This window comes from uncultured Turicimonas sp. (assembly GCF_902477955.1).
In the GTDB taxonomy this organism is placed as follows: domain Bacteria; phylum Pseudomonadota; class Gammaproteobacteria; order Burkholderiales; family Burkholderiaceae_F; genus Turicimonas.
This window is the reverse complement of record NZ_CABSJB010000041.1, coordinates 1-22,390: the sequence shown is the minus strand read 5'-3', so window position 1 is coordinate 22,390 and position 22,390 is coordinate 1. Positions and strand designations below refer to the sequence as shown.

General features: G+C 45.2%; 18 protein-coding genes and 1 pseudogene. 5 read left to right on the top strand and 14 right to left on the bottom strand.

The genetic code is table 11. The annotated features are described in order from the left end of the window. Nucleotides 1-225: pseudogene (locus RDK53_RS10405) on the top strand (HPr kinase/phosphorylase); the annotation flags it as partial. Nucleotides 226-594: 369 nt separating this feature from the next. Next, nucleotides 595-1,458, top strand: a complete 864-nt coding sequence (gene rapZ, locus RDK53_RS10400) for an RNase adapter RapZ (protein WP_308514641.1) — start codon at nucleotides 595-597, stop codon at nucleotides 1,456-1,458. Here rapZ and mutY read toward each other — a convergent pair. Genes mutY through RDK53_RS10385 form a run of 3 tightly spaced genes read right to left on the bottom strand, consistent with a single transcriptional unit; the run spans nucleotide 1,447 to nucleotide 4,594 of the window. Continuing rightward, entirely contained in the window at nucleotides 1,447-2,469 is a 1,023-nt protein-coding gene (gene mutY, locus RDK53_RS10395; RefSeq protein WP_308514639.1) for an A/G-specific adenine glycosylase, read from the bottom strand. The genes rapZ and mutY overlap by 12 nt on opposite strands. Beyond that, on the bottom strand, nucleotides 2,469-3,290 hold the full coding sequence (mutM, locus tag RDK53_RS10390; RefSeq protein ID WP_308514637.1) for a bifunctional DNA-formamidopyrimidine glycosylase/DNA-(apurinic or apyrimidinic site) lyase: 822 nt from the start codon (nucleotides 3,288-3,290) through the stop codon (nucleotides 2,469-2,471). Before mutM ends, mutY begins: the two co-directional genes overlap by 1 nt. Nucleotides 3,291-3,310: 20 nt before the next feature. Then, a complete protein-coding gene (locus RDK53_RS10385) occupies nucleotides 3,311-4,594 on the bottom strand; it encodes a solute carrier family 23 protein (RefSeq protein ID WP_277039822.1) in 1,284 nt (427 codons plus the stop codon). Nucleotides 4,595-4,793: 199 nt separating this feature from the next. On the opposite strand from RDK53_RS10385, the gene RDK53_RS10380 reads away from it, so the two are divergent. Then, entirely contained in the window at nucleotides 4,794-6,419 is a 1,626-nt protein-coding gene (locus RDK53_RS10380) for a peptide chain release factor 3 (protein WP_308514635.1), read from the top strand. Between the two features lie 102 nt (nucleotides 6,420-6,521). Here RDK53_RS10380 and RDK53_RS10375 read toward each other — a convergent pair whose 3' ends face one another. The 10 genes from RDK53_RS10375 to RDK53_RS10330 all read right to left on the bottom strand — a co-directional run bounded on the left by RDK53_RS10375 (nucleotide 6,522) and on the right by RDK53_RS10330 (nucleotide 18,863). Continuing rightward, on the bottom strand, nucleotides 6,522-7,529 hold the full coding sequence (locus tag RDK53_RS10375; RefSeq protein WP_308514633.1) for an ABC transporter substrate-binding protein: 1,008 nt from the start codon (nucleotides 7,527-7,529) through the stop codon (nucleotides 6,522-6,524). 45 nt (nucleotides 7,530-7,574) lie between these two features. Next, nucleotides 7,575-8,786: a [FeFe] hydrogenase H-cluster maturation GTPase HydF gene (gene hydF, locus RDK53_RS10370; protein ID WP_308514631.1), complete on the bottom strand. Its 1,212-nt coding sequence runs from the start codon at nucleotides 8,784-8,786 to the stop codon at nucleotides 7,575-7,577. Nucleotides 8,787-8,874: 88 nt separating this feature from the next. After that, nucleotides 8,875-9,564, bottom strand: coding sequence for a cytochrome b/b6 domain-containing protein (locus RDK53_RS10365; protein WP_066594201.1), 690 nt, complete (start codon nucleotides 9,562-9,564; stop codon nucleotides 8,875-8,877). Continuing rightward, entirely contained in the window at nucleotides 9,557-9,904 is a 348-nt protein-coding gene (locus RDK53_RS10360) for an iron hydrogenase small subunit (protein WP_066594202.1), read from the bottom strand. Before RDK53_RS10360 ends, RDK53_RS10365 begins: the two co-directional genes overlap by 8 nt. A gap of 12 nt (nucleotides 9,905-9,916) precedes the next feature. Continuing rightward, nucleotides 9,917-11,269 (bottom strand): [Fe-Fe] hydrogenase large subunit C-terminal domain-containing protein, encoded by a 1,353-nt coding sequence (locus tag RDK53_RS10355; protein ID WP_066594204.1) that lies wholly within the window; start codon nucleotides 11,267-11,269, stop codon nucleotides 9,917-9,919. Nucleotides 11,270-11,733: 464 nt separating this feature from the next. Further along, nucleotides 11,734-13,077, bottom strand: a complete 1,344-nt coding sequence (locus RDK53_RS10350) for a coproporphyrinogen III oxidase family protein (protein WP_308514625.1) — start codon at nucleotides 13,075-13,077, stop codon at nucleotides 11,734-11,736. Between the two features lie 146 nt (nucleotides 13,078-13,223). Beyond that, complete coding sequence (locus RDK53_RS10345; RefSeq protein ID WP_308514623.1) at nucleotides 13,224-15,056, bottom strand: long-chain fatty acid--CoA ligase; 1,833 nt, start codon at nucleotides 15,054-15,056, stop codon at nucleotides 13,224-13,226. Between the two features lie 238 nt (nucleotides 15,057-15,294). Then, nucleotides 15,295-15,813 carry a hypothetical protein gene (locus tag RDK53_RS10340; protein ID WP_308514621.1) on the bottom strand — a complete coding sequence of 173 codons (519 nt, stop codon included), beginning with the start codon at nucleotides 15,811-15,813 and terminating at the stop codon, nucleotides 15,295-15,297. A gap of 96 nt (nucleotides 15,814-15,909) precedes the next feature. Continuing rightward, nucleotides 15,910-17,733 carry an ATP-binding cassette domain-containing protein gene (locus RDK53_RS10335; RefSeq protein ID WP_308514619.1) on the bottom strand — a complete coding sequence of 608 codons (1,824 nt, stop codon included), beginning with the start codon at nucleotides 17,731-17,733 and terminating at the stop codon, nucleotides 15,910-15,912. Beyond that, the gene (locus RDK53_RS10330) at nucleotides 17,730-18,863 is read right to left on the bottom strand and encodes a penicillin-binding protein activator (protein ID WP_308514616.1); all 1,134 of its coding nucleotides are present in this window, start codon (nucleotides 18,861-18,863) and stop codon (nucleotides 17,730-17,732) included. Before RDK53_RS10330 ends, RDK53_RS10335 begins: the two co-directional genes overlap by 4 nt. A 1-nt stretch (nucleotide 18,864) precedes the next feature. Between RDK53_RS10330 and rsmI the strand changes: the two genes are divergently transcribed. Next, nucleotides 18,865-19,773: a 16S rRNA (cytidine(1402)-2'-O)-methyltransferase gene (rsmI, locus tag RDK53_RS10325; protein ID WP_308514614.1), complete on the top strand. Its 909-nt coding sequence runs from the start codon at nucleotides 18,865-18,867 to the stop codon at nucleotides 19,771-19,773. A 156-nt stretch (nucleotides 19,774-19,929) separates the two neighbouring features. Beyond that, nucleotides 19,930-21,069 carry a polyphosphate kinase 2 gene (gene ppk2 / locus RDK53_RS10320; protein WP_374041584.1) on the top strand — a complete coding sequence of 380 codons (1,140 nt, stop codon included), beginning with the start codon at nucleotides 19,930-19,932 and terminating at the stop codon, nucleotides 21,067-21,069. A gap of 397 nt (nucleotides 21,070-21,466) precedes the next feature. On the opposite strand, the gene nrfD is transcribed toward ppk2, so the two are convergent. Then, a partial coding sequence (nrfD, locus tag RDK53_RS10315) for an NrfD/PsrC family molybdoenzyme membrane anchor subunit (RefSeq protein WP_308514610.1) occupies nucleotides 21,467-22,390 on the bottom strand: 924 nt, incomplete at its 5' end.

Below are 22,390 nucleotides of genomic sequence, written 5' to 3'. Positions count from 1 at the left end.
CAGTTCGAGCAAGGCGAACTAATGGATCGTCTGCCGGAAACCGAGCTATATACAGAAATTCTTGGCCAGCAGGTACGTACCATGATTATTCCGGTCGGCGGCGGCAGAAACTTAGCTGTCTTGGTTGAAGCGGCGGTAAGAAGCGCTATTCTTCAGAAACGGGGCATCAATACCATTCAAGAATTCTTCAATCGTCAGCGAGAGTTGATGGAAAAAGAAGATTAAGGTTGAGACACAGCACATAAATTTAGAGGGACCGTCCGAAAGGCGGTCCCCCTTTTTCTTGGGATTAGGTTATTGTTCTTTCCTAAATTGTTTTTCTTAGAGGATTGATTCACTCTTGAAATGAATTTTAACCACTTACAATTATTTAATCATTTGGAACTTTCTCTTAGCTATAAACCCTTATATTTTCTTTCCATCTCGTTGCTTCAATCCTCTTTCTTCTCGTTAATACTCAGATTTTTGGCAGTTTGACTGATCCGGGAAGAGTAAATTGGAGTAAGAAAGATATTGCAAATTCTCAGAACCTTCTCCTTTCACACTAATATATTCCTGGTTCTGTTTCGTACGGCGTTTTCATTCGGAGACTCTATGCAGCTTATCGTGGTTACCGGCTTATCAGGAAGCGGAAAATCCATTGCTCTTAATCAGCTCGAAGACAGCGGCTTTTATTGCATTGATAATCTTCCCGCTCCCTTTTTAGAACAAGTCGTTACGCATCTTCAGGCCATCGGCCGAGACAGAATTGCCGTCGCCCTGGACTCCCGCAGCGATCTTTCCATGGAAGACCTACAGAAGTGCTTTACGACATTGGCCCAACGCGGCGTGGATATGAGAGCTTTATGTCTTACAGCATCTAATGATGCTTTGGTGCAGCGATATTCGGAGACACGCCGTCAGCATCCGCTTTCTCAAAAACCGGACTCCGCACCCGGTACTCTTGTTGAGGCAATTGAGAAAGAAAGAGAAATGCTCGATCCTTTCCTCCCCTTCTGTCACCTCATTGACACCACGGGACTGCTTCCGAACACTCTTCGCTACTGGGTAAGAAAGTTTGCAGACGCTAAAGAAGATTCTCTGATTCTGACTTTCGAATCTTTCGGATTTAAACGAGGAATCCCTTTAGCAAGCGATCTTGTTTTTGACGTCCGTTGTCTTCCGAATCCTTACTGGGAAGAAGAGCTCCGTCCCTACACAGGCAAAGATAAGCCAATCATTGAGTATTTGCAGAAGTTTCCGGATGTCGAAGAAATGGTCAACGATATTGATGCATTCGTCACTAAATGGCTGCCGAAATACCGCGCTCAGAACCGTCACTATCTCACGGTTTCTATTGGCTGCACCGGAGGCCAGCATCGCTCCGTATATATTGCAGAAACCTTAGCAAAAAGGTTTAAAGAAAGGTACGATGGGATTGTCCTGCGTCATCGAACTCTCGATGCACTAGGCAAGTAAGATTTTTCCAAAAACTTCTTCCAACAGCAGCTTCTTAACCGGAGAAGGGATTCCTATCTGCTCTATATCTTCTCTGCTGAACCATCCGCCATGATCGCTTTCATTTGGTTCAGCGTCTAAAACATGAATGGGACTAGCCGTTAACTTGTAATGCGTAAACTCATGAAAGACTGTAGGCAGAGGAGTGCCTTTACGGGTTAAATCATCTCCTTCCGGAAGGCTCCACAGATGCTTCCAAACGCCTTTGCCGGTGCGTTTCTCCAACCATACGGCTTCTCCCCGTGTACAGACATACCAAAACTTATGGCGTTCAGGTTTAGCTTTTTTCTTGGCTTTAATGGGATATTCAGCAGGACATCCCTCTTTGGCTGCACGGCACAACACTGAGACAGGACACAGCAAACACTTTGGATTGAAACGCGTACAAATCATTGAACCTAAATCCATTAGTCCTTGGGAAAAAGCTCGTCCTTCTTCTTGCGGAAGATTATTTTCCGTTAAATCCCATAAGACTTTTTCAAATCCTGCCGTTCCGTAAACTTCGTTGATCTTAAAGAACCTTGCAAAAACTCTTTTGACATTACCATCGAGCATTGGAACTGGCTTATCGGTAACTGCACTGATAATGGCACCGGCAGTGCTTCTTCCAATACCGGGAAGTTCCAGAAGTATATTAAGTTCAAGAGGAAAGCGGCCGGAGAACTTTTCCACAACAGCTTTTGCACAAGCATGCAGATTGCGCGCTCTACTGTAATAGCCCAAACCAGCCCAGTTGGCCATGACCTCATCCTCGCTTGCAGAAGCAAGATGTTCAACCGTAGGAAACCTTTCTACGAACTTTTGAAAATAAGGAATGACCGCTGTTACCTGAGTCTGCTGAAGCATAATTTCTGCAAGCCAGCGTTGGTAAGGGTCATACGTCTTCTGCCAAGGCAAAGAATTTCTGCCTTCTTGCTTTTGCCAAGATATTAAGGCTTTGCAAGGAAATTTAATACAGTCAGAGCTATTCATTAATGCTGGCAATGAGGACAGTAAAAAGTAGAACGGCCGTCAATTTGAACTTTTTTAATTAAAGTTCCGCATTTCTTACAGGGCTGCCCCTCGCGTCCATAGACGTTATTATTCAGCGTGTAATAGCCGCTCTGCCCTTCCGCTGAAACGAAGTCTCTCAGGGTTGAGCCCCCCAATTCGATGGAAGATTGAAGAACTTCTTTGACTGCGTCCGTTAATGCTGAAACTCTTTTTTTAGAGATTCGGTTCGATTTTGTTTTAGGATGAATACCCGCCAAGAATAAAGATTCGGAACAATAAATATTCCCCACCCCTACTACAATGTCTCCTCTTATAAGGGAAGTCTTAATAGGCAGAGACGTCTGTCTCAGAGCTTCATAAAAGAAGTTGGAATTAAATTCTTCACTTAGAGGTTCGACTCCTAGTCTCTGAAGTTCCGGCATAGCAAAAGCCGACTCTTTATCGGGGAAATAAGCCACGAACCCAAATCTTCGAGGATCGTGATAACGCATTATCATGTCCCCGAAAATTAAATCGAGGTGGTCATGCTTTTGAACCTCAACATCTGCTTGCAGGTAGACTCGCATAGAACCGGACATCCCTAGATGAGTCACCAGAGCTGAACGGTCAAAAAGCCAGATGAGATATTTTCCCCGGCGCTTAATATCATAAAGCGTCTGGTTGAAAAGAAGCTCTTCTAGGTCTGCTCTGAGAGGCTTCCGAAAGCGCGTTTCTCTGACAACGGCTCCGGTACATTTTTTATTTTTTAACTTTCTCAGTAAACCCAAACGGGTAACTTCAACCTCTGGCAACTCTGGCATTTGACCGCTCTAAGTATCGATTAGTAGTTCTCTTTGAGGGCAAAGAGAAGGTTAAGACCGATAGCCGCTAACGTAGCGGTACCGATACCGCCTAAGTTGAAACCGGCAATAGTCAAGGAAAAATCTCCAGTTCCCACAATCAAAGTAATTGCTACGACAATCAAGTTACGGGTGGTGGATAAATCAACCTTGCTTTCAACCCAGATTCTGGCTCCGGCAGCAGCGATAAAGCCGAATACGACCACTGAAACTGCTCCCAGCAAAGGTCCCGGAATACTTTGAATTACAGCTCCGAATTTAGGAGAGAAGCCCAGAAGAATGGCAAAGCAAGCAGCAACCGGGAAAATAAGAGTGGAATACACTCTTGTAGCTGCCATTACACCGATGTTTTCACCGTAAGTTGTCACACCGGGACCGCCGGCAAAACCGGCCAAAATAGTAGCAATACCGTCACCGAAGAATGCACGGCCGATATAGGGGTCCAAGTTGCGGTGAGTCATTACGTTGACGGCTTTAATATGACCAAGGTTTTCTGCTACCAGAATGACAACTACCGGAACGATAAGAACAATTGCGTCAATGTCAAAGACAGGAGCCGTGAATTCCGGAACGCCCAGCCATGCAGCATTTTGGATAGCAGAGAAGTCAATCGGCTTTCCGAATCCAAGAACATTGGTCAGCATCCAATAAACGACATAGGAGATAAGAATTCCGACGATCATAAGAAGCTTCTGGAGGAATCCCCTCAGATAGACAGCTGCAAAACCAATAATTAACAAAGCTGCTGTTGCATACCAATGTTCGAAAGAGGTGGTACCCATTCCTTTAACGGCAACAGGAGCCAAGTTCAGACCAATGACCATCACTACAGCACCCGTGACAACAGGCGGCATAAGCTTTTCAATCCATTTGACGCCTGTCTTCATGACAATAAGGCCAATAAGAGCATAGACCACACCGCATGCCACCACGCCGCTCATCGCTATTCCAATATTCGGGTTAGGTCCCGAGCCCGAATATCCCGTCGCAGCAATCACGACACCGATAAAAGCGAAGCTGGAGCCGAGGTAACTTGGCACCTGTCCGCCGACAATGAAGAAGAAAACCAGGGTGCCGATACCGCTCATTAAGACGGCAATATTTGGATTTAAACCCATAAGCAGCGGAGCCAACACGGTTGAACCGAACATAATGACTACGTGCTGAAGTCCCATGGCAATTGTTTGAGACAGGGGAAGGCGTTCGTCAGGCGCGATTACACCTTCTTGCTTTAGTTTCCAAGCGGGGAAATAGTTTTTTAGCATGATGGAAGTTAGAGAATGGCAATAATGGAGCTAATTCTAGTAGTTTTGACTTTTTATTTCTTTCGTTTTTAGAGGATTCTTTCTTCTATAAACAAACTTGTTTTTCTTTTTGAAACTTGTTGTTAGCAACAAATCCGTCTGAAGCAGGCGCTTGTTCTAAAATGCTTGTCTTTGTAATTTCTTTACATGCAGGAACGAAATGGCTCAAACGAGTCCTCAATTAAGAAAAGAAGTAGAGACTAGGCGCACGTTTGCGATCATCTCTCACCCTGACGCCGGTAAAACCACATTAACTGAGAAGCTGCTTCTTTTTGGCGGAGCTATTCAGATGGCAGGAGCCGTTAAAGGCAGAAAAGCAGCTAAGCACGCCACCAGTGACTGGATGGAAGTTGAAAAGCAGCGCGGCATTTCCGTTACCAGCTCAGTTATGCAGTTCCAATATCAGGATCATGTGATTAATTTGTTGGACACCCCGGGCCACGAGGACTTTTCTGAAGATACCTACCGCGTTCTCACGGCAGTGGACTGCGCAGTGATGGTTATTGATGCTGCAAAAGGTGTTGAAGCCCAGACCATCAAACTGCTGGAAGTATGCCGTCTTAGAAAGACTCCGATTATTACTTTCATCAACAAGCTTGACCGTGAAGTCAAAGACCCAATCGAACTTTTAGGCGAAATTGAAAGCGTCTTAAAAATTGATTGTGCGCCAATCACTTGGCCGATTGGAATGGGTAAAACTTTCCGTGGCGTTTTCTCCCTTTTAGGCAACAAGCTTAACCGCTTTACTCCCGGTGGAGAGAAACTTACCAAAGATGTCGAAGTCATCGAAGGACTCGACAATCCCCGCTTGGACGAGCTCTTCCCTCTAGAAATGCCTTATGTCAGAGAAAGCGTTGAACTCATTGAGGGCGCTAGCGAGCCTTTCTCTCTTGAGAAATTCTTGAGCGGCGAGCAGACTCCTGTATTCTTCGGTTCCGGCGTCAACAATTTCGGTGTGGAAGACGTTCTTCAAGCTCTTGTAAACTGGGCACCGATACCACAGCCTAGAGACGGCGGTTCCCGAGAAGTTGAACCGGACGAGTCTAAATTCACGGGGTTCGTTTTCAAGATCCAAGCAAATATGGATCCGAAGCACCGCGACAGAATTGCTTTCTTCCGAGTCTGCTCCGGCTGCTATGAACCCGGAATGAAGGTTTACCATGTTCGTGACGGTAAAGACATGAAAATTCCGAATGCTCTGACATTTATGGCTAACGACAGAGTTAAGATGGAAAAGGCCGTCGCAGGCGATATCATCGGTATTTACAACCACGGGCAACTCCACATCGGCGATACACTCACCGAAGGAGAACGACTTGGATTTACCGGAATTCCATACTTCGCTCCGGAACTTTTCAGAGCTGCACGTTCAAAAGATCCATTCAAAGCTAAACAGCTACACAAAGGACTCAAAGAACTTGGTGAGGAAGGTGCAATTCAGGTGTTCGAAGACGAACTTGGCAACCTTTATCTTGGTGCCGTCGGTCCTCTGCAGTTTGAAATTGTGGCTCAGCGTTTAGCAACCGAATACAAGGTTGACGCTATTTATGAAAATACTCCGGTTTCCACAGCTCGCTGGCTGACCTATCCGGACGAAAAGACAAAGAAAGAGTTTGAGACTGAGCAAACTCTTCGTCTGGCTAAGGATGCTGACGGCAACCCAGTCTACCTGGCAACCAGCATTTATAACCTTCAGACCACACAAAAACACTGGCCTGAAGTTGGTTTCCACACCACTCGAGAACACGGTCAGAAGCTAAAACACAGCGACACTGACATTCTCTAGCGTGAAATGAAAAAGAGCGTTCGTAAAACAACCTATCAAACGCTCTTTTTTCTTCTCCACACCTAAACCTCTGTGCCTCAAACTAGCAGGATTTCTCAAGAATTATTTTGTAGGCAAGACTTGATTTATCCATTCGTCTGTTAATTCTTTTCTTTTTTCGCCCTTCCAACTTAAGGGAACGTCCAGCGCCTTGATGTTTTTAAGATTTAAAACAGGATCCGTAATCACGGCATCCGTCCTCGTTGGAACGTACTTAATGTTATTTTTCAAAATAAAGTCAGCAAACTTAGGACTTGAGGCCCACTCAATAAACTTCTTCGCTTCCTCCGGATGTTTTGCGCCCCTTACCAGTCCTACGGCCTCTATACCAAAAGTTACGCCTTCCTTCGGATAAGTAATTTCAACTCGATGACCCAACTGTTTGATATCAAGAGCGTCAGGGAGATAGACAATAGCAACCGCCGCTAAGTCTTGTCCAACTCTAAGAGCAGGCCAAGCTCCGCTTTTGGTGTACATCTGAACATTCTTATGGAGCTTCTTCTGATATTCAATACCGCCCTCTTTACCGAAAGCCCCGCGAATAGAAAATAGGCGTTCGGTTGCCGTACCGGATGTTCTGGCATCAGCAAGAATAAGCGAGTTTTTATATTTCGGATCTAGCAAATCCATCCAAGATTGAGGTGCCTTCAAACCGTTTCTCTTTAAGAAATCAGAATTAGAAATAAAGGCCAGAGGCATGATGCCGATACCAATCCAGGCATGGTCAGGATCAATAAACTGAGAGGGAATTGCCGATGCGTTTTTTGGCAAGAAGGGTTCTACGAGATTTTCTTTTTTGGCCGCCTCATAAATATCGGCAGGGCCGCCTAGGATTGCATCCACCTGAGGATTATTTTTCTCGGCTTGAACTCTGGCAAGAACTTCTCCGGCCGAAAGACGCAAGTAGTTTACTTTAATGCCTGTGTCTTTTGAGAATTGAGCTAAAACCTCACTTGCATATTTATCCGGCATTGTGGCATACAGATTCAGTTCCGCAGCGAATACCGAGGATGCGAGACAAAGAGAAAACATGCTTACGGCGAATCCCGAAAGCTTCCTTGGAATTTTCATATTGTGGACTCCGTGTTCACATAGAGAAAGTTACATATACGGATTCTACCTATGAAATGGTGACAAAACGCGTCCTAAAATACCGTGTAAATATGCGATCGCCACTCCGTAATTCACCATGGGTACGGAATATTCCTTACTAACTTTTTGTCTGTAGAGCATTGCTCTGCGGTTTATCATGCAGGCACCGCAGTGGATAACCAACTTATATCCGCTTAGGTCTGACGGGAAAGAATCTCCCGTATACCATTCGATATCTAAGTCGCCACCGACCTTTTGTTTCAGCCAACGCGGAATCTTTACGCGGCCGATATCATCGGCCTGGCATTGATGAGTACAGGCTTCGGCAATCAACACCTTATCGCCCGGTCTCAAACTCTCGATTGCCTCTGCACCATGCACCAATTCATCCAAATTTCCTTTTTGACGGGCCATGAGAATGGAAAAAGAAGTCAAACGAATAGAATCAGGAACGATTGCATTAACCTCTTTGAAGACTTGACTGTCTGTTACTACTAAAGCAGGAGGTGTTTTCAGATTGTCCAACTGTTTTTGAATTTCATCAACCTTGGCAACCATCGCTACTGCTCCAGCATCCAGACAATCTCTTATAGCTTGAACCTGAGGAAGAATCAAACGACCTTTAGGAGCCGCAGTATCAATCGGCACACAGAACAAAACAACATCCCCGGGGTTGACTAAGTCTCTCAAGAACGGGATATCTTCAAACGCTCTCGGTGCAACTTTAATGAGTTCTTCTCTTAGCTCATCAAAACCCTCACCTGTTTTTGCACTGATGGGAAATACAGGAAGGCCGATTTCTTCCGAGATCCGATTAATTTGTTTGAGTTCTGAAGCCTTTTCATCGACTTTATTGACGGCAAAAATAACTTGAGTTCCAAGCTCTTTAAAATCCTTCAACAAGGAGCGCTCAAAATCAGAAACGGGTTGTCCTGCCTCTAAAAGGATTACTGCCACATCGGTTTTTGACATGACTTCTTTAGTCTTGCCTATTCTCAGTTTTCCAAGGTCTCCTACGTCATCGATACCTGCAGTATCGATAATCATCACAGGTCCCAAAGGAAGGATTTCCATAGCCTTGTAAACCGGGTCTGTAGTCGTTCCGGCTATATTGCTCACCAAAGCGATATCTTGTTTTGTCAGACGATTGATGAAACTGGATTTTCCTGCATTTCTTTTGCCGAAGATTCCAATAAAAATTCGGTTTCCCTTCGGGGTTTGATTAAGGCCGGCCATAGACACTCCTTGATTTTGAATACCTGTAATTGTCCATGAAAAAAGGAGCCGAAGCTCCCTTTTTCATTGTTAATCTCGTATGTTCAGATTACTTTTCAACAACCTTAACAACGTCTCTCTTCAACCATGTTGGAGAATGGTGTTCAGCGGCTTCATAAGAAATGTCGCCGGGGCCGACTCTCCAAATGCCCTTGAAGTGTTCCATAGAAAGAAGGGCTAATGGGATGTGAGCGCAAGTAACCATTGCTGTCACAACGATACTGCCCCAAACGTGGGTAATGAACAACCAGTAGAAAAGTGTCTTACCGAGTAAAGGAGCACCTGCCCAAAGCAACCAGCCGGTAACGATCAAGTAAGCGATGGCTGCGATGAAAATGAGATAGCTCATCTTCTGACCGCCGTTGTATCTGCCCTGAGGAGGAACTTCTTCCGGGCCGAACGGGATCTTGAAGAAACGGCGTGGATAGCCACCGAAGTTTCTGAACCACATAATTGTGTTCTTGTCCCATTCCATGAGGTTCTTCATGGTAACGGCGAAACGATCAGGGGCAAACAAGATGTAGCCGACAAAGTTAAGAGTGAAAAGAGCACCGAGCCAAATATGCCAAACCATCAAAAGGTTAGCTGTTTCGTCGGAGATAGCACCCATCATATTGCCGAAATAAACGATAACGCCTGTAAAGAAGAGTGCATACCAGCAAATAGCGTTGATGGAGTGGAAAACCTTGTCGGAAGTATGGAAGCGCAGAATACGAGCACCGCTTGCAGCATTAGACATGTTTGGTCTCCTTCATAGCTAACTGAGAACGTGGGAAGTAGTGTGTATGGTTCAACTCATACATTTCACCTTCAACTGGTTTGCCCTTCATGTCTTCATAGACTTTCCAGCAAACATCGTTTTCGTGAGAAGATGTGAGTTTAACTTTCTGCAAACGCTTGTCGTCTGCATACAAGCCTTCTTGACGATCAAGAATGACTTTATTGCGGCCTGTGACAATCTTAGTGATAACGGCACCGGCAGCAGCTACTACAACAGCGCAAAGGCCTACTACCTTCAAGAAGCCGCGTCTGCCCAACAGTGCATCTGTATCTCTTTCTGTATATTGATATTTACTCATTTTTCCAACCTTTTAGAGTTTGACTGGAAGCGGAAGTGTCGGTGCGAGCCATGCGGAGCCGGAGCCTTGGAGAGGCTGACCGCCGCCGTTGACGCAACCGCCAGGACAGTTCATAACTTCAATGAAGTGCCAACGATCTTTATCTTCGTTGATGATCTTCATCACTTTCTTAAGATCTTGGAGAGCACCGTTAACAACAGCAACGCGAAGTTCGAAGATCTCACCATTCTTAGCCTTCAAAGGAATTGGAATAGTGGCTTCAACGAGTGAGGAATCGTAACCACGAACACTGATGATGTCCGGGTTAGTCAATTCTTTACCGGAAAGAATGAAGTAAGCTGTACGAAGAGCAGCTTCCATAACACCGCCGGATGCACCGAAGATAGTACCGGCACCGGTGTATTTTTCCATCTGCTTAACTTCGTGAGTTGTCGGCATTGTCAATGGGTTGATGCCTTTACGACGAAGCACTTCTGCGATATCGCGAGTAGTCAAGCTGTAATCGATATCCGGGAAAGCAGGAGTATCTTTTGGAATTTCGCCGTGAGCAACATTCCACTTCCAGGCGTCAACGAATTCAGGACGGCTGGCTTCGTAAATCTTAGCTGTGCAAGGAGTAATAGAAACCAAGACCATATCTCTCGGATCTTTCTTCCAAATATGCTTAGCACCCCAGCTCTTAGCCAAAGCACCGCCCATTTGAATCGGGCTCTTTGTTGTAGAGACGTGAGGAATAGCGCTGGCGAAATTGATTTCCATATTTCTGACCCAGCCAGGGCAGCAGCTTGTGAAGTGAGGAAGCGGATGGTGCGCCATCATATCAACTTCCGGACCTCTTTCTCCGAGAGCCCAGTATCTTACTTTCTTGATGAACTCAGTACCTTCTTCAAGAATTGTTTGGTCAGCAGTTTGGTTAACGTCATAGTTAACGAAGCCGGCTTTTTCAAGGGCGTTAAGCATCTGATCTGTGCAGAGATCGCCCGGTTGGCCTCCGAATTCTTCCGCTAAAGCGACGCGAACTGCAGGAGAGGGATGTGCAACAACGAACTTCTTCGGATCATCCAAAGCTTTGATCACATCATCAACGAAGCTCATTTGCTCGATAGCGCCGAACGGGCAGGCTACTAAGCATTGTCCGCAGCTTACACAAGCATTATCACGAATCTTATGAATGGAACCAAGACCACCGTCGATAGCATCGACCGGGCAGAATTTTCTGCAGGTATCGCAACCTACACAGGTTTCTGAATTGATCTTGATGATTCCTCTTAATTCACCTTTGCGGAAATTCCCCTGATAGTCGGGACCATCTTCTCCACGGCAACCCTGAGGCGGCCGGAAAGTGACTACTTCCATAGTTGTCATTGTTTGCTCCATAGGCTTGAAATGGGTGAGAAGAAAATAGCCGACATCGCTGGGATGTTATGTTAAAAGTTTTCCCTAGTAGGTTACAGTCGGCAACATCTCAGACAGGATTGTAAAAAAAGATTCGTTTTGAAACAACGGAACTAAAACGAATATCCTAAGGGTATACGCCTAATTTCCCACCCCTTTTTAGGAAATATTCGTGAAATCCCGCCTGAGTTTTGGTTTAGGTGGGTAATTTCAAATGTTACATAACCTTTTTCTCAGATAGAAAAAAGTTGTGAGATTTCTGCCAGAAGTTTTGGTGCTTTCTGTGCTTCTGAAAAATCTTTCTATTATGAAAGCTCATTCATGACCTTACTGTTGCACCATGTAAAAGGCCGACTTTTGTGCACAAAAGCGCGTCATCGGCCAATAAAAACTTAGATTAAAGATCGACTTCTTTTTCGACAAAGAAATGCCGATTACATATCTTCTTCTTTCAGCGGCTTTCTCAATTCTGCACGGACATTATCCATTGCCGTGTAGAAGTCTTTCATCATTACCAGACCGAGGAGTTTACCTCTGTCAGTGATAATGAATTGATCCTTGTCTTCCGGATTTTCTTTTATAGCGCCTGCAAGCTTAAGGGCCAGTACCTCCTTCATTAAAGCCGTATCTAAACGGACGTTATGAACCTCTCGGAAGTATTTTCTGGAGAGACGCCCTGCAAACAAACCCAATAAGAGGCGATATTGAAGGATTTCGTGTTTAGAAAAAGTTCTCTTACGCTCTACTCCGTCTCGGCCGGAACCGATACGCTCGTTGTATCTTCTCAAAGAGAATGTATTAACGTACAAGGAATCACCTAAGAAGCTGAATGCGCCTGAACCAATTCCTAAGTACTCATCGTTGTCGATAACGTACTCGTCAAAACCTTCGTTATTGGCCTTACCAAAAGCCCAAGATGAAAGCTGGTTGTAGTGAGGAGCAACCGTATCCAAAATGATTCGGTATTGCTGAGCCATCACTTCCGGAGGAGAAGCTAAAGAATCTTTGACGCTGCGTTTGGTTTGGCTTGTGACCATCAAAGGATAAGTCGTAATCTGTCTGGGAGACAGAGCTACTACTTTTTCCATATCGGAGCGAACGATCTCATCCGTTTGACCGCGGAAGCCGAAAATCATATCTACGTTGCAGATAGGGAAAATTTCTTTGGCTTTCAGAATGTTCTCATAAACCTCTTCTCCCGTTCCGAACTTATCCCTTTCAATCATCTTTAGGATATTGTCATCGAAGCTCTGTACCCCTACAGACATACGATCGACAAGCCCTTTGAGATGAATGATATCCGGATTGGCCATAACCTGAGGATCGGTTTCACAAGAGACTTCGCCCATTGACGGGAAAAGCTTGCGGGCCAACTCAATAGTCTTGATCAGTTCGTCCATCAGAATAGTGGTGGTGCCACCTCCGACATACATGGACGTAAAGTTGTAGCCCAAGTCATGAACCATCTGCATTTCTTTGCGAAGGTTCACAAAGTACTCACGTGCTTTGTATTCTTTGAATAAGAACCGATGGAAAGTACAGTAAGTGCACAACGTATTGCAGAACGGAACATGTGCATAAAGCATATACTTGTGTCCGGGCTGAGGTTTCGGAAACTCCTTCAGAATGCAGGGGTCCAAAACCAAATTTTTGTCCAATTGGTACTGCATTACTTTTTCCGTACCATAGATCATCCATTGCGGTGCCATGGCCTCGGAATGTAATTTCTTTTCACTGCCTTTGTAGGCAGATTTAATTGTGTCAGTTGATGCTTTCATAAATAACTTTTAGATTTTGGACAAAATTATACTTTTTCCGTATCGCCCACAGAATTTCAACAAAAAGATTAGCACTTCCGAAAAAAAGAGCGCAAAGGCTGCCTTAATCGAGCTCCCAAAATCACGAAATTTTCTCTGCTTTACGATTAACGGCGTGCGCCTTTATACATGCTTTCAATAACTGTTCCGTATTTGGCCATCATGTTCTTGCGCTTAAGCTTCAAAGTTGGCGTCAGCAACTCCTTCTCGATTGTCCATGGTTCTAAAGTGAGTGCGATATTCTTCGGAACAGCGTATGCCGGAAAAGCCTTACATAGCTTCTTAACCTGTTTAAGGATGTATCCCTTAACTTCATGAGACTGAAGCGATTCATTGTTTGTAGGATCTACGCCGAGCTTTTCGGCTAACTCTACCCACTTATCCTTGTCTAAAGACAGAAGTGTTGCAATGTAAGGGCGTCCGTCTCCGACTGCAAAACATTGGCTAATCAAAGGATCACATTCAATGGCGCTTTCAATGTCAACCGGAGAAATCTTCTCTCCCGTCGAAGTAACAAGAATCTCTTTGATTCGGCCCTTGATCTTCAGCCTTCCTTCGGAATCAAATTCTCCTTGGTCACCGGTATGAAGCCAACCGTCTTCGGTTAATGCTAATTTGGTGTCTTTTGCGCGATTCCAATAACCTTGCATCACAAGGTCGCCCTTCACAAGAATTTCTTCTTTTTCGCCGATCTTGACCTGAACATCTTTGAGAAGTCTTCCCACTGTATTCGGATCATTATCTTCGACTTTATTACCGCAGATAATTGGACTGGTTTCAGTCATTCCATAACCTTGAATAACCGGAAGACCAAGACCGCAAAATACCTTAGCTACCTTTTCATTGAGGGAGGCGCCGCCGCTGATAGCAACTTTTAATTGTCCGCCAAATTGATCCTGCAATGTCTTTGAAATTTTCTTCTGGAATACTTTGCCCAAGTTTTTATCAAAGATGGCGGAGAAACCTCCTTCGTATGGAATCTTGTTCTTTCTGCAGAAATCTCGCCAGCCGACATTAACTCCCCAGTTGAATAATTTCTGAGCGATGGGGCCTTTCTTCTTCAAAGCCTCTTGAAGTTTGCCGTAAATCCTTTCGTAGACTCTTGGAACCGAAATCAGAACATCCGGTTTAGCAATCTTGAAGTCATCTGCCAAATATTGAAGAGAACGATTGAAAATAATGGTGCTTCCAGTCGCTAGAGCCAGATAATAACCGGCTGTCCTTTCAAACATGTGAGATAACGGAAGGAAGGACAAAAATTTTGCGCCGATTTCCGGTCTGACATGAGCAAGAGTAGAACGAACGTTGCTGGCAATATTTTTATGGGAGAGCATTACTCCTTTTGGCTTTCCGGTAGTGCCGGAGGTATAAACAATGCAGGCCAAATCGTGCTCCGTAGGCGCCGGAGGCAGAATCTCTTTCCCTGTTACGCTGCTAAGCCAATCTTTCAAACTTTGAGCGATAGCGGCCGTTGAAAGATTATCTTCCTGCGTAATAATAACTTTCTTTAATTTACTCAAATCGAAGCCCGCTTTTTGGATTTGCTCCCACTTCTCTAATCTGTTGGTGATTAAGAAAGAAGCCTCGCTATCTTGCAGAATGAAGGCACTCGATGCCGGAGTGTCGATTGCATGAAGAGGAACAGGAATCAGTCCGTTAGCCATAGCGGCTTGGTCAAAGCAAACTGCATCCACTCCATTGGGCAGAAGCATAGCTACTCTGGATCCCGGGTTAATTTGGCTGGCTGCAAAAGCGCGCTGCCATTCTTTAACCTTATTCGCGACTTCTTGATAAGTATAAGAAATCCACTTTTTTGTGGATTTATCAAACTCACGGAGAGCCTCGTCTTGCGGTCCTTTTTCAACTCGATTTTGAAAAAAATCACATAATGTATGTAACGAATCTAACGCACGGGCACGTTCTTCTTTAGTGTCTGTCAAGACCTTCTCCTACACTTCTCCTATTTTCTCTCGTAGCTTAAGAGAAATTTTGCTTTTGCAACGGGCGAAATTTTAAGGGTATTTACTTATATTTTCGTTAATCCGAAACAGAGATAAGAATTCTTGACTCTCCAATTCCAATCCGCCGGAAACCTTTGAAAACTCCGGCCATGAAAAATGACCGCTTTACCAAAAGACAGAGCGGTCATATTTTTCGACAATCAATATTACATTGGTTTTACGGCACCGTTGTTGCCTGCCATCCTGACGGACATTCCGTCACATAAGGGTAGAAGTTCTTAGATGCTTGGCACCAATACATAACATTGCCTGAACCGACTGACGGAGTGACGGTAACCGGTGGAGCCACTACTACGGGAGGTGCGACTACTGCAGGAGGCAAGACAACTACCGGAGCAGAAGGCACAATATAGTTAGGAGGCACATAAGTCGGTGTGGGCGGCACATAAACCGTTGTCGGAGGGGGCGTACTGACGGAATTGGCAATCGCACCTGCGACTCCAAGTCCTAACCCTATCGCCAGAGCACCTCCTAAAACATCGGCACCCCAATGATGTCTTGGTGGTCTGGGACCAGGACCGGGCCTAAAGCCGGGACCTGGGCCAGGACCTCCGGGACCGGGTCTAAAACCGGGTCCTCCGGGAGGAGGTCCGGGCGGTCTTGCTAAACCGTCTGTACAGAGCGTAAAGGCGCAGCAAGCAACAAAAGCAAGCTGAACTGCTGTTTTAGTTTTCATCCTTGCACCCCTGATAAGTTAAATAATTACTTCCAATTGTGCACTTGTTTGAAAGACTTGAACAGCCTTAGCGTCCAAATTAAACAATCTTTACGATTAATTTTTAGAGAAAGAGGCCTTCTTCTGATCCAGCTCTTCCCATCGAGCGTATTTCTTTTCCAACAGATCCGAGATTTCCGCCATTCTCTTATTGGTATTTGCAAAAAACTCAGGCGTTTTCTTTTCCGAGCCCTCCCCGCTCATCGATGCTATTAGTTGTTCCTGTTCCGCTTCCAGACTTTCAATTTCGGACGGGAGCTTCTCCAACTCCATATTTTCCTTATAGGAGAGTTTTGTAGGTTTACTTTTTTCCCTTACTTGAGCAGGTTTGGGTGCCGGCTTCTTGTCCTCGGCAGGTTTCTCTAATTCTTCGCGATGACGAAGCCATTCTTCATAACCCCCGACATAAGAAGTCCAGACTCCTTTACTGTCAGGAGCAATTACAAAGGACGCAACATTGTCCATGAAGGTCTGGTCATGAGACACAAGAATAATTGTTCCTTGATAATTGCTCAAAGTATCTTCGAGCATTTCTAAGGATTCAATATCCAGGTCGTTAGTCGGCTCGTCCATGACCAGCAAATTTGCCGGTTTTGCAAAGAGCTTAGCTAACAGCAAACGATTCTTTTCACCGCCGGACAAACTGGAAACTTTGACATTGGCACGATGAGGAGGGAACAAAAAGTCGCCGAGGTAACCGATAACATGCTTCCTTTGGCCGTTGACTTCAACCCAGTCAGAACCCGGAGATACAGTCTCAACCAAAGTTTTCTCCGGATTAAGCTCAGCGCGAAGTTGATCAAAATAAGCCACTTCCAAGTTTGTTCCCAAACGGACTTTACCGCTAGTCGGCGCAAGCTTGCCAAGAATGACCTTAATTAAAGAGCTCTTACCAACACCGTTCGGACCAATCAATCCGAGTTTATCTCCCCTCATTAAACGGAGATTCAAATTTTTAATAAGAGTTCTATCTCCGAAACTCAGACAAACATCTTCGAGTTCAGCGACCATCTTTCCGCTTTTTTCACCCGCATCTAAAGCAAGTTTGGCGGTTCCTATGCGATCTCTTCTGGCTTCGCGTTCCCGACGGATCTGCTCCAGTCTGCGTACTCGACCTTCATTTCTGGTTCTGCGAGCTTCGATGCCCTTGCGAATCCAGACCTCTTCCTGAGCCCAAAACTTATCGAACTGGCTGCGGGCTTTTTCTTCAGCCTCAAGCTCTTCATTTTTTCTTTTTTCGTAAGCTTCGAAGTTGCCCGGATAAGTTCTCAGATCTCCGCGATCGAGCTCAAGAATTTGCTGAGCAACTTTATTTAAGAACGAGCGGTCGTGAGTAATAGTCACGAGTGTGCGGTTCTTTCGGAAATTACTAAGAATAAGCTCTTCGAGCTTAAAAATAGCATCAATATCCAGGTGGTTTGTAGGTTCGTCCAACAAAAGAAGCTGCGGTTCCAGTGCAAAAGCCAGAGCTAAGGCTCCTTTTTTCTTCTCGCCTCCGGAAATACTTTCAGGGGAAGCATCTGCATTCAGTCCAAACACATGGATATATTCATTGAGCTTTGAAATGACCTCCCAACGGTGCACTTCGTCGCCTATCTCATCTATCTTTCCTCTCTTGAGGAGAGCATCGTAGACGGTGGACGCTTCCGGATAAACCGGGTCTTGCTCGACATAAATAGCTCTTAAACCCTTAGCGACGTTTCTCTTGCCTGCATCTAATTTTTCGACTCCAGCCAGCACTTTCAGCAAAGAACTTTTCCCGGTTCCGTTGCGGCCGATAAGGCCAAATCGCTGACCTTCCTCAATAGTCAAATTAACTTTGTCGAGCAGAGGGGCGTCTCCCCACGCGAGGTGGGCATCTTGTAATGTCTGAAGAATCATAGACCGGCCTCTTCCGCACTTTCTTCAAAGGCCACATCATCGGCCAATTCGCGCTTTGGAGTAACAACGGTTTTGTCCAGAGTCCTTTTTGCGCTGCTGCTGGTCTTCTTATCGAAATGAATCTTTCCACTCAGACCATCTTCAAGATCGATTTGATCTTGCCACTCCAGCCAGCTCTTTCCGAGAGCCCAAGCATCCACACCTACTGCAAAAAGATGCCGGTCATCGCTGTTGAGCTTAAGAAGGATTGGTCTGTACTTCAAATAATTTTGATGACTCAGCTGAGTAATAGCCGGTATTTCCAATGTCACCATACCGGTTAAATCATTGGCTTGTGTTTGAGAAGTCATCACGTCATTGGTTCTATACGGATTGGTGTAGCTCGTACCGAATACCGGCAGCTCGGGAGGAAGATACGGCCGGATGAGGCTAGCCTGCTGCGGATTCATAGCGAAAAAAGCTCCTCTAAAGCTTTTTCCTCTCATCTCAGTCCTCAAGTAGGAAATTTGTTCCGTACTTACATGGCGTATTTCACCGACTGAGCCATTTTTACTTAACTCTTGCACAATAGCTCTTGCAACTCTCTCGTCATAGCTATTGGGAGTCGCCAACACTACGAAATCTCCTATTGGGTTCTTAGCTGTATTTTCAAGAGCTACTTTAACCAATTGTTCAACTTCGCTTTCAATAGCTACGTCGATGCTCATAAAAAGCTCAGGCTGAACAGCAGAATCAGTTTTGTTGATGGCCACAACCGGAAGCGGAAGATAAGGGAGGCTTGCGATTTTGTCTACCGAAGTCTTTAAAACCGGTCCAATCATCAGCATTGCTTTTGTATCAGCCGCATGATTAAGAACCTCCAGGACATTGCCTGATTCGCTTATTTCATATTTGACAAGTTCATAGCGGTCTTCGTCTTCTTTGAATGCTGCTTCCACTCCGTGGATTAAAGGAGCAGTAGCGGCCGCAAGGCTGCTGTTTTGAGGAGGCACCATCAACCCGACCTTTATTTTCCCCGTCGGTTCTGAGGTTGAAACTGCCGCTTCTTGAGCGTTAACCAAGTTCTGACCCATTAATGAGAGTAGGCTTAATGTAACGAAACAAACTTTGTTCAAAAGTGTAGAGGACACAATGGACTCCGTACCCAACCAATTCGAAAACAATATTTTATTTACTGAGACACGATTAGCAAGTCAAGATTTTCCGGCTCCTGCACTTTATGTAGTTGGCCTTCCGATCGGCAACTTTGCTGATATCACGCTGCGTGCCCTTTGGACCTTAAGCTTGTGCGACAAAGTCGCTGCCGAAGATACAAGAGAGACTAGTAAACTGCTTCAAAAGTTTAGTCTATCTAAAGAATTATTCCCCGTTCATCAGCATAATGAGCAGAATGGGGCTTCTAAAATCCTTGGCTTCCTTGAAGAAGGCCTGAGAATTGCTCTAGTAACCGACGCCGGAACTCCGGCCATTTCTGATCCCGGATGCAAGGTCGTCGATGCTGTTCAAAAGGCAGGATTTCCCGTGATTCCTATTCCCGGCTCCAGTGCGGTGGTCACCGCCTTATCGGCTGCCGGCATGGCTCCTGAAGGTTTTATTTTCCACGGGTTCTTAGACAGCGGTTCTAAAGAAAGATTAAAGACAATAAAAGAGCTTGTTGACACGGGAAGAACCTTCGTCCTCTATGAAGCTCCCCACAGAATGGAGAAATTGGCTAAAGAATTAGCCCAAACGGTTCCTCCGGAAAGAAAGATTGTTGTCGCCAGAGAGCTTACAAAGAAATTTGAGGAAATTAAAAGTTTCACCTCTGAAACCATCGTGGAATGGTTTGCCTCAAAAAAACCGGCAGGGGAATTTGTGGTAATCATCAATGCGGATACCTCTAAGAAGGAGCAGTCTCTGGATGAGAGCACGCTAAAATGGCTTAAACGCCTCTCCTCCTTGCTTCCGACAGGCGAGCTGAGTGCGATGGCTCACGACATCACAGGCATCCCCAAAAAACAAATCTATGATGTCCTTCTGCAACTTAAAAAGCAGGATTAACAATTACTAAAGAGCATTGCAGTTGACGGGGGAATTTAGTTTTATTATTTTCACGGGTCCAAATTTTCAATTAAGGAGATGAACTTGTCTTCGAACGATAAAAATAAAGCCAAGGCTAACGAAGCTGAAGTCCTCAATAAAGAAACAAATGCAGAAATGGAGAAAATTGCGGCCGAAGGTCCTTCCGAAAGTGAAAAAATCGGAACCACTATCGAAAGCATTTCATCCTCTCCGGTAACTTCCGAAACCGAGGCAGAAGAGTATGTGACAGAGCAGACTTTCTCTGCCGCAACAGAACATGAGCTGCAAGCTTTAATTGCCATTCTGGACGGAGAATCTCCGACAGATCGCAAATCCATTTTGAAAGCTCTCGTCCGCAGAGAAAAACTCAAAGAAGCTCCGGCCAACTTAAAAGATAAAAAAGACGCCTCTGAAGACGAATTAAACGAAGATTGGAGAAAAGGCGGCTATCCGTACAAGAACCGTATGAGCCGCAAACTCTACGAAAAAGAAAAATATCTTTTGCAGGTTGAGCTTCTCAAACTCCAGTCTTGGGTTAAAGAAACCGGTCAAAAACTCGTCATTCTTTTTGAAGGACGCGACGCAGCCGGCAAAGGCGGCACAATCCGCCGTTTCATGGAGCACTTAAATCCCCGCGGCGCCCGTGTGGTTGCTCTTGAAAAACCGACTGACCGTGAACTCGGACAATGGTATTTTCAACGCTATATTCCGCATCTTCCGACCAAAGGGGAAATCGTTCTCTTTGACCGTTCTTGGTACAACCGCGCCGGCGTCGAAAGAGTCATGGGTTTCTGCACTAACGAGCAGTACATTGAATTCATGCAGGAATGCCCGGAATTTGAAAGATTCCTCACCCGCAGCGGCATCTATCTGATTAAGTTCTGGTTCTCAGTCAGCCGTAAAGAACAGCGTCGCCGTTTCAAAGAACGTCAAGTCCATCCTTTGAAGAGATGGAAACTCTCTCCGGTTGATATGGCTTCTTTGGATAAATGGGATGACTACACCCGCGCTAAAGAAGATATGTTCTTGAGCACCGATACCGTAGCTGCCCCGTGGACCGTCATTAAGAGCGACGACAAGAAGAGAGCCCGTTTAAACGCGATGAGATATGTACTTCACTCCTTACCGTATACCGGCAAGGATGCTGCAGCCATCGGCCCGATCGATCCTCTAATCTTAGGACGTGCCAACACCATTTATGAAAAAGGCGAGCACAGCGATATTCTCCTGCAGCTCAGCAGCAATATTGGAAGCGTCAACAAAAAAGGCAAATAAGCTTTCTTGATGCACAGAGAGGTCTCGCTTAAGAGGCCTCTTTTCATAGGTTTTAAGCAATATAAATAAGTAGCTCCGAACTGAGGAAGAAACAATCCTAAAATCAGGAACATTTAAATAACATTGAGAAGCGAGCTTCACACATAAAAATTGAGCCTGAAACCGCAAGATTTCAAGCACCGACCAACATAGAAAAGCTGAAATAAATTAAAATTTTTTGGCCTAATTACCACAAAGACAACAACCTGTTCAAACTGCAGCCATCCCTTGAATTAAGTTATTTATTGAGCATCCCTACTCTATTGTTAAGTTCCAAAAATCAAACTCTCCGCCTGTTTTTCCAGCAAACGGAGAGTTTTTCTTTATTTTCAGAACCATTAAGTTCTGATTTTCGCCTCTATACCAATGTGTTCATCTGTCCTGCATAGAGAATAAACAAACGCAGGCACATCATGCCGCCGATGGCACAAAGACCGGCAAAATAGAATGACATCTTGGATTCCGGCTTAGATCCGGCCACAATGGAAGCCAGCAATGGAACTCCAAAACCGACACACACTGCCCCGACCCAGAATACAACCGCCCAGACACCTTCAGTAAAGGCACTGAAAGCCAACTTGGCAGATTCGTTGCCGCTAAGCAGAGCAATCGCAATCATGAATAAACAGAAAGCTTCCGTTGCCATGACCGGCCACTCTGCCTGATGCATTGCGTGCATGTCAGGATCAGTTTCTTTAGCTCCGAAGAACCAAGCCGCCAAAATCTTCGTCGCAGCCATTCCGGCAGAAATACCGGAGGCAACGAACAAAGCAGGCAGCACTGCTGTATTGATAAGAGGAAAGCGAATAAGTGCGGAAATCAGGAAACCTGTATATGCGCAGATCGCAAGGGCTAAAACCATAACGATAGCGTTAATCCAAGTTTTCCAAGCTTCCAGCTTTGCACACACTGGTTTGATCCAACCCAACAGCGGCCAAGTGCTGAATGTATCTGCAAAGCACATAACAAACAACACCGCAACCAGAGGTATGTAGAAGAGCAGCAGCATGACGCCGATACTCATAACGCTTGTCGGATTGTAATAGACCAAAATTCTCCAGAAATACAGAGGATTTGTCAGATCAAGGACCAAGCAAAGCATACCTAAGAGAATGGTAGCCAAACCAATAATGCTGGCTGACTTCAGGATCGGCGTGACATCGCTCTTATGCTTAAAGAAGTTAAGCATCAAAGCCACAGCCACTGCTCCTCCGGAAATGCCTGCTAGGAACAGATAAACCGCAATTGGCCAAGGCCAAGCAATCCCCTCGGATAAACCGGT

Bases quoted from the DNA above. Each gene is read 5' to 3' on its own strand.
- rapZ (WP_308514641.1), top strand. From the start codon at position 595: ATGCAGCTTATCGTGGTTACCGGCTTATCAGGAAGCGGAAAATCCATT.
- hydF (WP_308514631.1), bottom strand. From the start codon at position 8,786: ATGGCCGGCCTTAATCAAACCCCGAAGGGAAACCGAATTTTTATTGGA.
- RDK53_RS10380 (WP_308514635.1), top strand. From the start codon at position 4,794: ATGGCTCAAACGAGTCCTCAATTAAGAAAAGAAGTAGAGACTAGGCGC.
- RDK53_RS10365 (WP_066594201.1), bottom strand. From the start codon at position 9,564: ATGTCTAATGCTGCAAGCGGTGCTCGTATTCTGCGCTTCCATACTTCC.
- ppk2 (WP_374041584.1), top strand. From the start codon at position 19,930: ATGGAGAAAATTGCGGCCGAAGGTCCTTCCGAAAGTGAAAAAATCGGA.
- mutY (WP_308514639.1), bottom strand. From the start codon at position 2,469: ATGAATAGCTCTGACTGTATTAAATTTCCTTGCAAAGCCTTAATATCT.
- RDK53_RS10350 (WP_308514625.1), bottom strand. From the start codon at position 13,077: ATGAAAGCATCAACTGACACAATTAAATCTGCCTACAAAGGCAGTGAA.
- RDK53_RS10355 (WP_066594204.1), bottom strand. From the start codon at position 11,269: ATGACAACTATGGAAGTAGTCACTTTCCGGCCGCCTCAGGGTTGCCGT.
- RDK53_RS10335 (WP_308514619.1), bottom strand. From the start codon at position 17,733: ATGATTCTTCAGACATTACAAGATGCCCACCTCGCGTGGGGAGACGCC.
- RDK53_RS10375 (WP_308514633.1), bottom strand. From the start codon at position 7,529: ATGAAAATTCCAAGGAAGCTTTCGGGATTCGCCGTAAGCATGTTTTCT.
- rsmI (WP_308514614.1), top strand. From the start codon at position 18,865: ATGGACTCCGTACCCAACCAATTCGAAAACAATATTTTATTTACTGAG.
- RDK53_RS10385 (WP_277039822.1), bottom strand. From the start codon at position 4,594: ATGCTAAAAAACTATTTCCCCGCTTGGAAACTAAAGCAAGAAGGTGTA.
- RDK53_RS10360 (WP_066594202.1), bottom strand. From the start codon at position 9,904: ATGAGTAAATATCAATATACAGAAAGAGATACAGATGCACTGTTGGGC.
- RDK53_RS10340 (WP_308514621.1), bottom strand. From the start codon at position 15,813: ATGAAAACTAAAACAGCAGTTCAGCTTGCTTTTGTTGCTTGCTGCGCC.
- mutM (WP_308514637.1), bottom strand. From the start codon at position 3,290: ATGCCAGAGTTGCCAGAGGTTGAAGTTACCCGTTTGGGTTTACTGAGA.